The sequence below is a fragment of the Trinickia sp. EG282A genome (assembly GCF_040965455.1).
Classification (GTDB): Bacteria; Pseudomonadota; Gammaproteobacteria; order Burkholderiales; family Burkholderiaceae; genus Trinickia; species Trinickia symbiotica.
This window is the reverse complement of sequence record NZ_JBFRCC010000005.1, coordinates 325564-340526: the sequence shown is the minus strand read 5'-3', so window position 1 is coordinate 340526 and position 14963 is coordinate 325564. Positions and strand designations below refer to the sequence as shown.

The 14963-nt window shown below is 64.2% G+C and carries 13 protein-coding genes; 4 read left to right on the top strand and 9 right to left on the bottom strand.

Features of this window, described 5'->3' with window-relative positions:
* Positions 1-138 precede the first annotated feature (138 nt).
* The 6 genes from AB4Y31_RS24470 to AB4Y31_RS24445 all read right to left on the bottom strand — a co-directional run bounded on the left by AB4Y31_RS24470 (position 139) and on the right by AB4Y31_RS24445 (position 5307).
* Positions 139-534 (bottom strand): 2-oxoglutarate dehydrogenase, encoded by a 396-nt coding sequence (locus AB4Y31_RS24470; protein WP_368676240.1) that lies wholly within the window; start codon positions 532-534, stop codon positions 139-141.
* A gap of 46 nt (positions 535-580) precedes the next feature.
* Positions 581-2410, bottom strand: a complete 1830-nt coding sequence (locus AB4Y31_RS24465) for a peptidase S10 (protein WP_368676239.1) — start codon at positions 2408-2410, stop codon at positions 581-583.
* 582 nt (positions 2411-2992) lie between these two features.
* Complete coding sequence (locus AB4Y31_RS24460; RefSeq protein ID WP_368676238.1) at positions 2993-3322, bottom strand: hypothetical protein; 330 nt, start codon at positions 3320-3322, stop codon at positions 2993-2995.
* Between the two features lie 30 nt (positions 3323-3352).
* Positions 3353-3556, bottom strand: coding sequence for a helix-turn-helix domain-containing protein (locus tag AB4Y31_RS24455; RefSeq protein WP_107153405.1), 204 nt, complete (start codon positions 3554-3556; stop codon positions 3353-3355).
* Between the two features lie 124 nt (positions 3557-3680).
* Entirely contained in the window at positions 3681-4517 is an 837-nt protein-coding gene (locus AB4Y31_RS24450) for a DUF2182 domain-containing protein (protein WP_368676237.1), read from the bottom strand.
* Between the two features lie 19 nt (positions 4518-4536).
* Complete coding sequence (locus AB4Y31_RS24445) at positions 4537-5307, bottom strand: DUF899 domain-containing protein (RefSeq protein ID WP_368676236.1); 771 nt, start codon at positions 5305-5307, stop codon at positions 4537-4539.
* A gap of 134 nt (positions 5308-5441) precedes the next feature.
* Here AB4Y31_RS24445 and AB4Y31_RS24440 point away from each other — a divergent pair, with 134 nt between their 5' ends.
* The 4 genes from AB4Y31_RS24440 to AB4Y31_RS24425 all read left to right on the top strand — a co-directional run bounded on the left by AB4Y31_RS24440 (position 5442) and on the right by AB4Y31_RS24425 (position 9689).
* Positions 5442-6659 carry a helix-turn-helix domain-containing protein gene (locus AB4Y31_RS24440; protein ID WP_368676235.1) on the top strand — a complete coding sequence of 406 codons (1218 nt, stop codon included), beginning with the start codon at positions 5442-5444 and terminating at the stop codon, positions 6657-6659.
* Between the two features lie 28 nt (positions 6660-6687).
* Positions 6688-7374 (top strand): DUF5074 domain-containing protein, encoded by a 687-nt coding sequence (locus AB4Y31_RS24435; RefSeq protein WP_368676234.1) that lies wholly within the window; start codon positions 6688-6690, stop codon positions 7372-7374.
* A 93-nt stretch (positions 7375-7467) separates the two neighbouring features.
* Complete coding sequence (mdtD, locus tag AB4Y31_RS24430; RefSeq protein WP_368676233.1) at positions 7468-8922, top strand: multidrug transporter subunit MdtD; 1455 nt, start codon at positions 7468-7470, stop codon at positions 8920-8922.
* A 92-nt stretch (positions 8923-9014) separates the two neighbouring features.
* Positions 9015-9689: an HAD family hydrolase gene (locus AB4Y31_RS24425; protein ID WP_368676232.1), complete on the top strand. Its 675-nt coding sequence runs from the start codon at positions 9015-9017 to the stop codon at positions 9687-9689.
* 36 nt (positions 9690-9725) lie between these two features.
* Here the strand turns inward: AB4Y31_RS24425 and AB4Y31_RS24420 are convergent, their stop codons facing one another.
* From AB4Y31_RS24420 to AB4Y31_RS24410, 3 genes are read right to left on the bottom strand one after another with little or no spacing between them, the layout of a single operon-like run.
* Positions 9726-12515, bottom strand: coding sequence for an Hsp70 family protein (locus AB4Y31_RS24420; protein WP_368676231.1), 2790 nt, complete (start codon positions 12513-12515; stop codon positions 9726-9728).
* A gap of 5 nt (positions 12516-12520) precedes the next feature.
* On the bottom strand, positions 12521-14368 hold the full coding sequence (locus AB4Y31_RS24415; RefSeq protein ID WP_368676230.1) for an Hsp70 family protein: 1848 nt from the start codon (positions 14366-14368) through the stop codon (positions 12521-12523).
* Positions 14365-14919 carry a DUF2760 domain-containing protein gene (locus tag AB4Y31_RS24410; protein ID WP_368676229.1) on the bottom strand — a complete coding sequence of 185 codons (555 nt, stop codon included), beginning with the start codon at positions 14917-14919 and terminating at the stop codon, positions 14365-14367. The genes AB4Y31_RS24415 and AB4Y31_RS24410 overlap by 4 nt, the downstream gene beginning before the upstream one ends.
* Positions 14920-14963: the final 44 nt, after the last annotated feature.

Here is a 14963-nt window from a genome sequence, read left to right as displayed (position 1 = left end):
TAACGGCCGGGCGGCGCGCTTGCGCGCCGGTCATTGTCTCATTGTTCCCCCTTTCCTCAGGCAGCGCAAAAAAAACGCCCGCGCGCGAATCCGCGTGCGGGCAGCATGACGCTTCCGTAATCGGGCGTCGACGTGCCTTTATTGCCGTTGACGCTGCTGCAGGTACTGCCTGACGTCGCTCATCGTGACGCGCCCGCTATGCGTCGTGTCGATCTGATCGAAGTGCTTGGCGATATAGCCGAGCCCATTCGCTTGGGCTTGCGTCTTGGTTATCGCGGCGCCGTTGCTGAGCACCGTGTTAGCGCCAAGGCGTGCGTCGAGCCGCTGCTGCGCCTGTTGGGCCAGATCGTTGCCCGTCGTCGGCATCGCCGCCGTCGCCCGCGTTCGCGGGAAGTACGGGCCATCGACCCCGCCGCCGCGATGCGGCAGTTGGACAGGCGCAACCGATTGAAGCGTGGCCGCATCGGCACCACCGGCCAGCACGCTCAATAGCATCAAGAGAGAAAGTCTTCGCAGCATATCGATTGGTGACATGATCCGCTCTCTATAAAGGGTAGCTGAAGAAACCGGCAAGCGCCGGTTACTGCGTCGAGGACTGCGCCGCCAGCGTCGGCGTGGCCGCCGGGCTTTCGTCTCTCCACGGCGGCGGCAGCATCCAAAGTCCAAGCGCACCAGGCGCTGGCTGTGCTGCATAAAAATCACGCAGGTCCGATTTCATCTTCGGGCGCGCATTGTCGTCGAGATAGATCATGTGACCGCCGGGATAGAACGTCACCTGCAGGTTCGGATTGAACCCTTGCACCGTCTGCAAGCGTGCAAGCTGCTTCTCCGTGTTGAAGAACGGCGTGGCGAGATCGTGGTAACCGTTCAACGCAAGCACCTGCAACTGCGGGTTGAGCTCGATCGCCGCCAGCAGATCGGGAATCGTATCGGGCAGCGGCTGGCCGTCGTGCGAAAAGTCCCAGACGTTGATGATGTTGTCGTTCAACGGCATGTAGGTCGCGTTCGGCGCCGTATAGCCGAGATACGTCGGCATCTGCGTCGCGAGAGCCGTCGTGAACGGCTGCGAAATCAGGATATCCGAAGGATCGCCATCGGTTTGCAGACGCGGATCGCTATCCGGCAGTGACACGCGTCCGTCGTAGCGGCCGATCGTCGTGCCCGGCAGCAGTTCGTTGTTGAATGGATTGATGTTGAAATAGCCATTCAACGCCTGGAACGACAAGCCCGACGACCACGTCCACGAAGCCAGCGTAGGCGCGCTCGGGAAAACCGGCGTGCCCAGGAACGTCGGTACGCCGAGTTGGCTCAGTACCCACGACTGCGCATACTTCCTGAAGTCGCGATAGTGGGTTGTCGCGAACAACTCCGACTGGAACGCAAACAGCGCCGGGTCGACCTGAACCGGCAGCGACAGTTGGTTGAAGTAGGCCGCCACCGCCGCGTATCCGGGGTAATAGCCGCTCAACGTATCGGTGTCGAGCTTGAGCGCATTCATGTCGATCGTGTTGCCGCTGAGGATCGCGACCGCTTCGATCGCATCGGCGAAGTAGTTCAGGATCGACGACTGCAGCATGATGCCCGTCAGATGAACGCCGGCGGATTCGAGCGCGAGCGCCAGCATGTCCGTGCGCGGCGTGCCATACGATTCGCCATAGAGGTACAGCGGCGAATTGCTCCGATTGTTCGCCGCGATATAGCGACGAATGAAGTCGCGCATCACATTGACATCGGGATCGCTACCCCAGAACTTCTGGTTCGTGTTGGGCGCAATGGCCTCCGAGAGCCCCGTGCCCGGCGGGTCGATGAAGACCATGTCGGTCGTATCGATAAGGCTCTGCGCATTGTCCACGAGCGGGAAATTCGGCCAATTCGTCATCAGTGGATCAGGCGTGGCCACGCGCGTAGGGGCGAACGAGCCAAGCCGCAGCCAGATCGATGAGGAGCCGGGGCCACCGTTGTAGAAGAACGTGACCGGGCGAGGCGTCCCGTCCTTGCTCGGCGCCGTATAGGCTACGTACGACATCGTCGCTTCCGGCTTGCCGCCAAGATCGAAGGCCGTCAGATGGCCCGTTGTCGTCGTGTAGTGAATCGTCGTATTGCCCGACGTCCAAACGTGATGCATGACGGCCGCCTTCTCCGTCACTTGCGTCGGATCGAGACTGTCGCCCGCGTTCGTCGAATAGGCTATCTGATCCACGAAAGGCGCATCGGCCATCGCCTGCTGGTCACCGGCTAACTGCGCCGCCGTGGGTTGCTGCGCATTCGCGCTCGCCGCCACCGGCGAGCCGCCGTCGCCACCGCCGCACCCGGCAAGCGCAAGCGCTGCCGCCGCAATCGCACCGAGCCAGAGCCCGCCGCCATGACAACGCTCGAGGCTGGGTGCACCACTCCTATCTCGCTTCTTCATTATTCGTCCTTGGAAGTTGAGTTGCCTTGTCTCGATGACCGCCGCCTCCTATACGCGTCGTTTCTTCGCGGCGCGCAATAGCAGACGACGGTCGACCTTCAGCCCTCTTCTCGACACAACCAAGAGCCTGACTATCGAACCGCATAAATGAATACTGCGTGATGCGAAACGTCTGTTAAGCGATTTTGATAAATAATTTCGGAGGGTAATGCATAGATACCGATAAGATCGGCGTTATGAAATTAGGCGGGAACGCGCGGCTTGTCAAGGCGCGGCTTCGTCTGCCGCTTGAGCGTAGGCACTAGGCTGGCGCTCTGCGAACAACACGGGAGCGGAAGCTTTTCTATCGCTGGAGCTTTACGTGCTTAATCGCCCGCACCGGAAATAGTAAGGTATTTGTCAATAAAAGGTATAAAGGCCGTTCTTTCTGCATTTAAAGCAGATAAACAATCTATCGATAAATCGTTGAATTGGGAAAATAATTGAGCGCAGATCCCGCTTCGCTATGCAATGCGGCACGAAGATTGCGAACCGGTTCGTTGCGAGCTTTTGTCGACGCCGCCGTTTGCGAAGAACGACGGACTAGTGAATGAGCTTGACGAGTCCGACGACCAGGGCGGTCATGGCGAACATTGTGCCGATATACCACTTGATCAGCTCGGCTTTCGTCTCGGACAGCCTTGCCGAAACGCTCGCATCCAGCGCGGCGATCCTAGTAGAGACACTTGCATCGAGCGCGGCCAAGTCTTGCTTTGTGGCTATCTGGTCATCGATGATTTCACGCAATGCGTGCGCCTGGCCCTTGGCCTGCTCGTGCGTAAAGCCAGCGGCCTCGAGCTTTTCAGCGTAAGCAAGCGTGTCAAAAACGATAGCCGTCATCGCGCGTCGAGGAAGTTCGTTGAGGGGATCCATGGTAGCGCGTCCAGACGTCAAATGCAATTTCTATGTTGCATTACGCTGCACGGTAAGCACCAAGCCTCGATACGCGTCGGCCTCCTTTGGCGGAACTGTCTGTCCGGTCTTTTCGTAGCGACCGATTTGCTGTCGCGTGAGGCCCCAGCGCTCCGCGAGCTGCGTCTGCGTGAGCCCGGCCTTCTTGCGCAGCGCCTGCGCGTCCTCGCCGTAAAGCACGTCGGTATCCCTCATGGGAGGTCCATCAAATGGAACATACATGTTCCACCATCATACCTCATCCGGGGTTCCTATCTCGAATATGCCCGCCTCCGACAGTAACCCTCGCGACGCTGAAAAGGCAAATCGCCGCGAGGCGTCAGGCCAGCAAGCCGGCATGCATGATCAGGCCCAGTCCCATCGCGACGACAACGGCACCAATGGCCCGTGCGATACGCTCGCCGCCCGGCGCGAGCCGTTCGGCGGTAATGGCAACCGTCACGACAGTCATCATGCGCAAGTCCATCATCCCAACGACGAGCAAAGACACCGTCAAGCCGAGCGAGCAATAGCAGCAGTGCAGACCAAGACGCAAACCGTGGAGCCATGCCGTGCCGACGTCGGGGTGCAGTTTGCGATCGCGCCCCGGCGCCTCGCGGCAGCAGACGAGGTGACGCATTTTCCACTCGGTGAACTGAGACACTCCGGCAGCTGCCACGGCCATGCCGCTCGCGATCGGAACCGCGCGCGCCAGTGCCGGCCACGCCATCTCGGCTGCGGCAAGCGTGACCCCAATCGCAAAAACCGCCATGCCGAAAAGCGTCCAAACGAAGAAATAGCCCGCACCGACGATCGATGTCAGCCATGCTAGCCGTCTCGCGCTGCCCCGCCCATCGATCGCCCGGCGGTAGCGCACGAGCATCGGCACCAGAGACGGCATCATCATTGCCGTCATCATGGCGAGCCACATGCCGACAAACGATGCCGCGAAGCCGAGCCACGTCTGATCGGGCATGCGCATCCAGGTCATCGACATCGACCAGCCGCCCGCCATCGGCATGCCGTCCATTGCCGACATCGATGCGGACCAGACGACCGTGACCGCCGCGCCGATGACGAAAAGCAGCGCCGAGGTGCCGAACAGGGCTCGCTGGGAGGCGATTTCCGGGGCGATGCGCCGCGGAATCGCCCGCTCCGCGGGATGGTCTTCCGTCATGCTCATTTCGAAAGCTGCCTCAACGGGTTTCGTACTCGTCATGGCGAAGCCACCAGAGGCCGTCCGCTTCGTTGCGTCCTTTCGGCGCGCGATCGAGCCATTGGTACATGCCCCAGAGGCCGTCCAGTCCTCGCGCATAAGTCGAGTAGGTGTGATAGACCACACCGTCCTCGAGGATGAACGCGCTCATGCCGGGCCGATCGCGCGTGTAGGTCGCCGCGTCGGTGCCGCAGGAACTCGCAAACCGTACGACCGGTTCCGGCGGCTCCTTCATATCCATGGCATGACCGCCGCGCTCGTAGTTGTATTCGACGTCGCCCTTGCGCTGCTGCTCCTCGGTCACCGACACGTTGAAGTCGAAATTGAACTCGCTGCCGAGCGACGACGCCCAAGGAAACGTCCAGCCCATCCGCTGCTTGTACGCCTGCAGCTTCGCGAAGGGCGCTCGCGATACCGCCATCAGCATGACGTCGTGGTTCGCGAGGTGAATGGCAAAGCCGTTGAATCCATCCGCGATCGTCGAGCATGCCGGGCACCCCGCTTGGTAATCGGGCCCAAACATGAAGTGGTAGACGAGTAGTTGCGATCGCCCTTTGAACAGATCCGCCAGCGAAACGTTGCCTTCCTCGGTGTCGAACCGGTAGTCCTTCTCGACGCGGACCCACGGCAGTGCCTGCCGCTGCATCGCCAGTTCGTCGCCGCGTCGCGTCAGCTCCTTCTCGGCCTCGAGCAGCTTGATCCGCGCCGCGAGCCACTCGTCACGTGTGCCGGTTGCATGTGTCGTTGCCATTCCTTCCTCCTAAGGGGTTTAGTCGGGTTTCGTCGTTCGGTCGGTCCCCGATTCGACGTGCTCGTTGGTGAGCGTGGTGATAGATTAGGGCCGGGCGTCTGACGAGGGGGAGTGACAACTGTGGCGCGATTCGGATGGACTCGCTGATCGAGGCCGCGGCGCGCGCGCTGGCGGCCGGGGATGCGCTCGGTGCGCTGAATCGCGTCGCGCTGCGCGCAGACGCGCCCGCGCTCGCGCTTCGAGGCATTGCCATGGCTCAGCTCGGAGATCTGGCGCGAGCAAAAGCGCTGATGCGCAGCGCGGCGCGCGCCTTCGGTCCTAAAGAAGCGTTGGCCCGCGCAAGGTGTGTCGTCGCCGAGGCCGAGATCGCGCTCGCCTCGCGCGAGCTCAATTGGCCGGCGAAGATGCTGCACGCGGCACGCGCGACGCTCGAAGCGCATGGCGATCGGCTGAACGCGGCCCACGCGCGGTACCTCGAAGTCCGGCGCCTCTTGCTGATCGGCCGCCTCGAGGATGCCGAGCGCTTGCTCGTCGGACTCGACCCCGCACCGTTCCCGCCCGCGTTGAAAGCGGCGCATGAGCTGATCGTCGCGGGCATGGCGATGCGGCGCCTTCAGGCAAAGGCCGCACGTGCCGCACTCGTCCGCGCCCGACACGCCGCGGCCCGTTCAGGCATTCCTGCGCTAAAAGCGGAAGTCGAGACCGCGGCCCTGCTGCTGTCGACGCCGGCGGCGCGGCTGATCGCGCACGGGCAGGCGCATCCGCTACTGCTCGAAGAAGTCGAAGCGCTGATGATGTCGGGCGCGCTCGTCGTTGACGCTTGCCGGCATATCGTCGCCTGCAACGCAGCCCCCGCGATCCGTCTTGCACGGCGACCGGTGTTGTTCGCGATCGCCCGCGCCCTCGCCGAGGCGTGGCCCGAAGACGTGCCCCGAAACGCACTGATCGCCGATGCATTCCGGACGAAGCTCCCCGATGAATCGCATCGCGCGCGGCTGCGGGTGGAGATGGCACGGCTGCGCGCCACAATTCGGCCGCTAGCAGAGGTGATCGCGACAAAAAGGGGATTTGCGCTGGTCCCACAGCATGCTCGCGAGATCGTCGTGTTGGCACGGCCCGTCGACGAGAAGCACGCGGCTGTGCTCGCTTTGTTGGCGGACGGCGAATCGTGGTCGAGTTCCGCCGTCGCGCTTGCGCTCGGCGCCAGTCAGCGGACGGTGCAGCGGGCACTCGATTCGCTCGCGGAGAGCGGCAAGGTGCAATCGGTCGGCCGCGGGCGGGCCCGTCGTTGGATGACACCGCCCATGCCGGCTTTGGCGACCACATTGTTGCTCCCCGCTCGGCTAGTCTAGTGAATGGAAAATACATCAGGAGACATGCATGAAACGATCGGCAGCCGAAATCATCCGCGAGTACGGCCCGTTTCCCGGCGCCGACGGTGTGCACGGCGTCAGCTACGACGGCCAGCATGTCTGGTTCGCGACCGGCGACAAGCTGCAGGCGTTGGACCCGTCGAGCGGGGAAACGCTACGCTCGATCGACGTCCCGTCGCGTGCGGGAACGGCGTTCGACGGGGAGCATCTCTTTCAAATCGCCGACGACCGCATCCAGAAGATCGATCGCAAGACGGGGCGTGTGACCGCCACGATTCCCGCGCCGGGCGGAGGCGGCAACTCGGGGCTCGCATGGGCGGAAGGAACGCTTTGGGTCGGGCGCTATCGCGAGCGCAAGATTCACCAGGTCGACCCCGAAACAGGCGCCATTCTTCGAACCATCGAGTCGAACCGCTTCGTAACGGGCGTGACATGGGTCGACGGCGAGCTCTGGCACGGAACTTGGGAAGACGACGCAAGTGAGTTGCGACGAATCGACCCGCAAACGGGCGAAGTGTTCGAATCCATCGAAATGCCGGAAGGCGTCAATGTCTCGGGGCTCGAGTCCGATGGCGGCGAGCAATTCTTCTGCGGGGGCGGTGGCAGCGGGAAGTTGCGGGCGGTGCGCCGACCGAAGCGTGACGACACGGCCGGTAGCGGCGCGGACCAACCTGGCGACGCCATGCGCACCTGACCGAATCGAATGGAGTGAAGCCGCTAAAATACTCGGACGTTTTTTAGCCATCGTCCCGTCGTCTTCCCGAGCAGCCCCATCGTCCCACACCCCATGCGCGACATCACGACCGAGACCGCGATCGAGCCAGACAAAGCGCACGAGCGCAAATTGACGATCACGCTATGGCTCGTCGCCACGGGGTTCTTCATGCAGACGCTCGATACCACGATCGTCAACACGGCCCTGCCCGCAATGGCGCGCAGTCTCGGCGAGTTGCCGTTGCGTATGCAATCGGTCGTCGTCGCCTACTCGCTGACGATGGCGCTGATGATCCCCGTCTCGGGCTTTCTCGCCGATCGCCTTGGTATGCGGCGCGTGTTCTTCGCCGCGATCCTCGTTTTCACGGTGGGGTCGCTCTTTTGCGCGAGCTCGCGCGCGCTTTGGCAGTTGGTCGCGTCGCGCGTGTTGCAAGGCGTCGGCGGCGCAATGCTGCTGCCTGTCGGGCGCCTCGCGATTCTGCGCACGTTTCCGCGCGAGCGATACCTGGCGGCGCTCAGCTTCGTTGCCATCCCGGGTCTCGTCGGCCCGCTGATCGGCCCGACGCTCGGCGGCTGGCTGACCGACGTCGCTTCGTGGCATTGGGTCTTTCTGATCAATGTGCCGGTCGGCGTCGTCGGCTGCGCGGCCACGGCGCTCTTCATGCTCGGCGAGCCATTGCCTTCGGCCGGCGGCTTCGACATCAAAGGCTACGCGATGCTCGCGCTGGCGATGCTGGCGCTCACGCTCGCGCTCGATGGTCTCGCGGAGCTCGGGCTCCAGCATGCCATCGTCCTCGTGCTGCTGATTTTCGCGTTCGCTTGCCTGACGGGGTACGCATTGCACGCCGCGCGCAGCGAGGAGCCGCTCTTCTCGCTCGACTTGTTCCAGATCCCGACTTTTCGGGTCGGCCTCCTCGGAAACCTCTTTGCTCGCATCGGCAGCGGGGCGATGCCATACCTGCTGCCGCTCCTGCTCCAAGTGAGCCTCGGCTATTCGCCGTTTCACGCCGGCCTGATGATGTTGCCGGCCGCCGCTGCCGGCATGGCGTCGAAGCGCATCGTCGTCGAACTTATCACCCGGTATGGGTACCGCTCGGTGCTGCTCGTCAACACGGTGATCGTCGGCCTGACGATGGCGAGCTTCGCGCTCGTCGCGCCAAACCAGCCCATTTGGGTGCATATCGTGCAGTTTGCGATCTTCGGCGGTTTCAATTCGATGCAGTTCACCGCCATGAACACGCTCACGCTGAAGGACCTCGGCACCGGCGGGGCCAGCAGCGGCAACAGCTTATTTTCGCTGGCGCAGATGCTCTCGATGAGCCTCGGCGTCACCGTGGCCGGCGCGCTGCTCGGCACCTTTACGTCGTTGTTCGGCCATCAATCGTCCAATCAAACGCTCGTGGCGTTTCATGCGACGTACGCATGCGTCGGCGTCATCACCGCGTCTTCGGCCTGGATCTTCGCGCAGCTCGCACCCGATACGCGCGGGGTCAGCGGCCACGGCGAAGCGCATATCGGAGAGGATTGAGCCGCACGGTACGCACGTTGCTGCGCAGTCCCGACATCACGACTCGACGCCCGAAGGCGTTGAGCGAACCTGAGCAAGAGGATCACCCACCTATGCGCATCGAGACATCGTTTCTTTTCGACCTCGACGGTACGCTCGTCGACAGCGTCTATCAGCATGTGCTCGCCTGGAAGGAGGCGCTCGACTCGGAGGGCATCGATCTTTCCGTCTGGCGCATTCACCGCAAGATTGGCATGAGCGGAGGTCTGTTCGTCAACCAGCTCCTGCGCGAAACGCACGATCAATTCAACGAGGATCGAGTGGAGCGTCTGCGCGTCGCCCATACTGCGGCCTATCAACGCCTGCGTAGCGAGGTGAAGCCGCTGCCGGGCGCGATCGCGCTGCTCGAAGCGCTGACGCGGGCAAACATTCGATGGGCGATCGCAACGAGCGGGCGGATGGAAACGGCGAAGTTCAACCTCGAAGCGCTCGGCGTCGACCCGCAAACCGCCGTCGTCGTCACGCGCGATCAAGTCAAGCATGCGAAGCCCGACCCCGATCTCTTTCTCGCGGCTGCCGATCGGTTAGGTGTGCCGATCGAGCATACGGTCGTGGTCGGTGACAGCGTCTGGGATATGCTGGCGGCGCGTCGATGCCGGGCGCTCGGCGTGGGATTGCTCTCGGGAGGCTACGGAACCGACGAGCTCGAGAAAGCGGGCGCGCTGCGCGTCTATGAAGACCCCGCCGACCTCCTCTCTCATCTCGACGAAGTCGCGGCTAGGCCGTAGCGGATCGCGCTCCGCTTTCGCGAGCGAAGTACGAAGTCAGCCGCCGATCAGCTTCAAACCGGCGGGCAGCGTCTCGCCGAAAACGCGCACCGAGTCGGCGTCGTCGAGCTCCACGACCTCGCTGACCATCTGCACCCACCGCGGCGGCGCGCTCGCCGCCTGCAACCGGCGCGCGACGGTCTCACGGACTTCAAGCGGCAGGTCTCGGGCCCGGTCGCCCGTCACGCGAGCGATCTGAAGCGCGGCAAAGACGGCCGATTCGACCTTCTTCCAATCGAGCGCCAAAATCGCGTCCAGCCATCGCGTCGCGACTTCCGGCGGCACGACGCCATGCGCACTGCCATAGAACGGTCGACGCGTGCCGATCCGTCCGATCGCCCACCACTGCTGCTGATTCTCCGAGGGCTTTCGAAGTCGGTCGAGCAGCCGCTCCGCCATGTCGATCTTGCGCTCCACCGGTATTCGCTCGAGCGATGCGGAAACGAGGACCATGTCGGCATGGCCGACCTTCGCGGGATCGAACGGCAGCTTGCGTCGCTTCATGTTGGCCGGATCGAGATAAGCCATCGCATCGAGCAACTGCAGTTGCGCCTCTTCGCCGAGGCCGCCCGCCGCGCGGCGCCAGAGCGTCCACCATTCGGACCAGACGCGGCCGTCGTTGACGTATTGAATGCCGTCGTCGAAGAGCGACCAGAGTTGATCGACGCGCCAATCGTCGAGCGGATAACCGAAACCGGGGCGAATGCAGTACCCGGCCAGATTGAGCCATATCCGCTCATGGTCCGCGGAGCGCCGCCGCCGGCGCGCGCGCTCCCAAAGCGCACCGAACATCTCGCGAAGCAACGCGCTGTCCCAACTTTCGCGCGGCCCGAGCAGTTCCTCGAGGCGCGAGCGCAACCGCTTCGTTTCCTTTGGATCGACGCCGGCCGCGCGCGCGCCGAATGCACGGTCGATAGGCGCGATCGCCGCTTCGAGCGACGAATGCGCCGCTGTTTCAGACGCGGACGCGGACGCGGCATCGACTTCACCCTGCCGCAATTGAAACTCGAGCAACCATCGTTGCGCGGGGTCGTCGGCGCCGACGCAATGCATCTCGAGGGTGCCCACCTCGGTGAGCGAAGTCGCGAGCTTGACGGGCGTTTCGCGCGCCTCGCCCGTCCCCTTCGGCTGCACGACGGTCGCGATCGGCGGCAATCGCACGAAATCGCCCGTCGAGAGATCGACGAGCTCGCCATGCCGATAGGCCGTATCGGCCGCGGTCGAAACCAGATGGAAACGCACGGGGTGCCCGAGCCGCAGCGCAAAGAGCCGATCCTCGAGACGCACCTCGTGCCCCTCCTCGGTCCCCCTTGGCAAAAGGCAGACACCGCGCTTCACGTCGCCGTCCTCATCCAGCACGAGCATGTAGCTGCGCGGCGACCCACCGCCGATCCTTGGCGCAAATCCTTTGCGTGCGAGGCTATAGGCAACGGCGCCGCGCGCGACGGCCACATCGGGATGATCGTTGCGCAGGACGTGCAACGGCCGTTGGCGCCATGCGCCGATGGTGTCGGCGAGACGGTCCGACAGCAGCCGGCTTCGAAAGACGCCGCCATTGAGCAACAACGTATCCGGCATGGCTGCGGCCGCGCCCGCGTGCTCCGGCACATTCAACGCTTCGCGCGAAGGTCCGTCGAAGCGACTCAAGAACGCAGCGATGTGTCGCGTGATGGCCGGGTCAGCGGCATAAGGCAACCCGAACTCGACGATCGCGCCTCGCGCGCGACGAGGCGTTTCGCCTGGCTCGACGACGGGGAAAAATCCGTCGACGACGACGCGCTCCGCTTCCTCTCGGTCAAGCTCGGCCGTTCGTGCTCCGCCGACGAGTCTCGCTCCGGCGGAAAGCAGCGTGACGGCGACCGAGTCGCGCGCGTCGTCCGACAGGAGCTGCTCCTTTGCCGCTCGACACCGCTCGACGAGCTGCGAGAGGCTCGCCGCCGACAAGCGCGTATCGCCCGAGGCAATGCGCGTTTCGACGAGCCGCGCGAGCGCGAGATCCATGTTGTCGCCGCCGAGCATCAGATGGTTGCCCACGCCGATGCGCGTCAATTGCGGCTCGCCGTTGTCGAACTGCACTTTGATCAGCGTGAGATCGGTTGTGCCGCCGCCGACATCGCAAATCAGCACCAGTCGCGTCTCGGCAAGCTCCTCCGTAAGCGTCGCGCGATGACGGAACAGCCAGTCGTAGAACGCGGCCTGAGGCTCTTCGAGCAGGCGCAGGTCAGGCAGCTTCGCGATCCGCGCCGCCTCGAGCGTCAACGCGCGTGCGCCGTCGTCGAACGACGCTGGCACCGTGAGCACGACATCCTGCTGCTCGAGCGGAGCGTGTGCAAAGCGGTGATTCCAGGCGCGGCGCAGATGAGCCAGGTAGCTGGCGCTCGCCGTGACGGGCGATACCTTGCCGACTTCGTCGCCGGCACCCCAAGGCAGAATCGGCGCGAGACGATCGACCGAAGCATGCGAGAGCCAGCTTTTCGCGCTCGCGACGATGCGGCCCGGCACCTGCGCGCCGAGCGCCCGGGCGAGCTGGCCGATGACGGCCGGCGGCTCGGCGCCGATCCCGTCGTCTTGCCCGGCGCGCGTCCATGGCAATTGCAGGTCGCCCTCATGGAGCTCGCCGGGGGCCGGGTGATATCGCACCGACGGCAGAAGCGGCCGCGCGCCGACTTCACCGAGACTTACGAGCTGGTCGACGTCGAAGACACGAATGTTTTCCGATCCCGCCTCGACATAGGCGAGGACCGTGTTGCTCGTGCCGAGGTCGATGCCGACCGTGTATTGCTTCATCGAATTCAGCCGACGGCCCCTCCGCGCACATCGAACTCGACCTTCCACCGCTCGTCGGTCCCGCGCGGGATCGCTTCGAGCTCCAGCGTCCCCGATTCGGTGACGCGCGCATGAAGCTTGACCGGGACGACTTCGCCGGCCGTGCGCCCTTGCGCCGGCAGCGTCGCCTCGATCGCGTCGAGCTCCTGCAACTCGTCCGCCGACCACGCTTCGAGCATCGTGCCGACCTGATCCTGGCGGCGCACCGACGAGCCCAAAAACCGGAAATGAACCGGCTCGCCGACGACGAGACCCAACTCTTGCGCCGGCAGGTCGGCGTCCGTGCCTTCTTCCATGCCGAACGGCGCCACGCAAAGCGCTTGGATCGGCGGCTCGATGCCAGGAACGGCCGGCATCGCCGATTCGACGCCGACATAGTACGAACGCGCGGTGCCGCCGCGGATCCGTACGCCTTTGCCGCGCTTCACATAGCCGTAATAAGCCGCGCCGCGCGCCACCGCAAGGTCGAAATCCGCACCCGAGAGGAGACGCGCAGGCGCGGAGCCTTCGGCCGCGAGCCAACCGTTCAGCGCCTGCATGATCCGCTCGACCAACAGCGGCGACTTGAATACGCCGCCATTGAAGAGAACGGCGGTCGGATGCAGGAAGCTCACCCCTTCTACGCGCGCCTCGTTCGCGCCGTCGAGTTCCGTGAGCGCGCCGACCTGACGGCTAAGAAAGGCGGCGAGATGCCTCGTGATGCCCGCGTCCTGCGCATAGGGCAGGCCGAGCCGTGTCAAGCCGGCCCTCGGCCGATTGATCGGTCGCGCCGAAACGTCGACTTGCGGGAAAAAGCCTTCGAGAATCGTTTGCGTCAGTTCGTCGCGCGTGAGCTCGGTCCGGATCGAGCCGCCGATCAGCTTCGAGCCGCGGCTCGGCACGACGAGCGGCGCGACGTCCGTATCCGTCGCCGTCAGCAGCATCTCCTTCGCCGAGCGGCACGCGTAGGTCAGTGCGCGCAATTGCCACGCGTCGGCCTGCGTGCCTTGCGCGGCCAGCTTGCGCGCTACGACGTGCGCGAGCGCAAGGTCCATGTTGTCGCCGCCGAGCAGAATATGGTCGCCGACCGCGACGCGATGCAGCTCGAGATTGCCTTCGCGCTCGACGACGGCGATCAGCGACAAATCCGTTGTGCCGCCGCCGACATCGACGACGAGGATGATGTCGCCTACTCGCACCTCTTTACGCCACGCCCCCGCGCTTTTTTGGATCCAGCTATAGAGCGCCGCTTGCGGTTCTTCCAGCAGCGTCGCGCGGCTGTAACCGGCCGCCTCGGCGGCCTCCGCCGTCAACTCTCTCGCGGCCGGGTCGAACGACGCGGGAATCGTCACGGTGATGGCCTGCTCGGCGAATGGCGCGTCGGGGTGCGCATAGTCCCAAGCCTCGCGCAGATGCGTGAGATAGCGGACGGAACTCTCGAGCGGCGACGTGCGCGCGACCTCGGGCGGCGCGTCGCTCGGCAAAATGGCGGCGCGGCGGTCCACGCCGGGATGGCATAACCAGCTCTTCGCGCTGGAAACGAGCCGAATCGGCGTGCCGGCTCCCCGGCTGCGTGCCATTTCGCCGACGATGAAATCCCGCGCCGACGTCCACGGCAGTGCGAGATCGCCCGGCGTCAATTCGCTTTCGTGCGGGAGATAGAGGAAGGACGGCAGCAAATCGAGGGCTTCGAGCGCCCCGGGGCCGACCAGTTGCATGACGGGCATGACGTCCTGGCTCGTCTTCTCGCCGTCGCTCGCGGAGAGATCGACGTAAGAAAGCGCGCAATGCGTCGTGCCGAGATCGATGCCGATTGAATAGCGCGGCTCGCTCATAGCTCGATCTCCGCGGGCGCGATCACGGTCGCGTCGTGACTACCCGTGAGCTTCGGCAGCCGGACATCCTCTACGCGCCATCCACGATGGCTGATGCTGCCGCTGAACGGCGGCTTGCCGACAACGTTGCCCGTGAGCCGGATTGCCTTGGCATCGAAGTTCTCGGCCAACGTCACGCGACTGCCCTCGGCCTCTTCGCGCACTGGGCGAATCGTGAAATGCTCGCGCAGCGCCTTGCGGCAGCCTTCGTGCACGAGCCTCGCCGCCGCGCCGATGTCCGCATCCGCGTAGCTGCCGATGTCCTCCTCGACGAAATCGATGAAGCGCGCCTCGCGCTGGAGCAGTCCCAATAGCTGAAGCGCCGCGTCCGGGCCCGTATCCTTGATCACGGGCGCGGCAGGGGTCGGGGCTTGGGGCGCCGCGGCGACGGGCGCAGCGCCTTCCCGCAGGCGGAGCACGCCGGCCGCGAACTCACGATCGGCGAGGATGGTAAAAAACGTGCCGATCGCGAGAGACAATCGACTGAAAAACGAAACGTTCGTTTCGGGCATGAGCAGTGGCTCCTTTGAGCTCGCTTGAACGACGAATTGACTTT

Excerpts from the sequence above, each read along its gene's own strand:
- AB4Y31_RS24470 (WP_368676240.1), bottom strand. The coding sequence starts at position 534 with ATGTCACCAATCGATATGCTGCGAAGACTTTCTCTCTTGATGCTATTG.
- AB4Y31_RS24465 (WP_368676239.1), bottom strand. The coding sequence starts at position 2,410 with ATGAAGAAGCGAGATAGGAGTGGTGCACCCAGCCTCGAGCGTTGTCAT.
- AB4Y31_RS24460 (WP_368676238.1), bottom strand. The coding sequence starts at position 3,322 with ATGGATCCCCTCAACGAACTTCCTCGACGCGCGATGACGGCTATCGTT.
- AB4Y31_RS24455 (WP_107153405.1), bottom strand. The coding sequence starts at position 3,556 with ATGAGGGATACCGACGTGCTTTACGGCGAGGACGCGCAGGCGCTGCGC.
- AB4Y31_RS24450 (WP_368676237.1), bottom strand. The coding sequence starts at position 4,517 with ATGACGGAAGACCATCCCGCGGAGCGGGCGATTCCGCGGCGCATCGCC.
- AB4Y31_RS24445 (WP_368676236.1), bottom strand. The coding sequence starts at position 5,307 with ATGGCAACGACACATGCAACCGGCACACGTGACGAGTGGCTCGCGGCG.
- AB4Y31_RS24440 (WP_368676235.1), top strand. The coding sequence starts at position 5,442 with ATGGACTCGCTGATCGAGGCCGCGGCGCGCGCGCTGGCGGCCGGGGAT.
- AB4Y31_RS24435 (WP_368676234.1), top strand. The coding sequence starts at position 6,688 with ATGAAACGATCGGCAGCCGAAATCATCCGCGAGTACGGCCCGTTTCCC.
- mdtD (WP_368676233.1), top strand. The coding sequence starts at position 7,468 with ATGCGCGACATCACGACCGAGACCGCGATCGAGCCAGACAAAGCGCAC.
- AB4Y31_RS24425 (WP_368676232.1), top strand. The coding sequence starts at position 9,015 with ATGCGCATCGAGACATCGTTTCTTTTCGACCTCGACGGTACGCTCGTC.
- AB4Y31_RS24420 (WP_368676231.1), bottom strand. The coding sequence starts at position 12,515 with ATGAAGCAATACACGGTCGGCATCGACCTCGGCACGAGCAACACGGTC.
- AB4Y31_RS24415 (WP_368676230.1), bottom strand. The coding sequence starts at position 14,368 with ATGAGCGAGCCGCGCTATTCAATCGGCATCGATCTCGGCACGACGCAT.
- AB4Y31_RS24410 (WP_368676229.1), bottom strand. The coding sequence starts at position 14,919 with ATGCCCGAAACGAACGTTTCGTTTTTCAGTCGATTGTCTCTCGCGATC.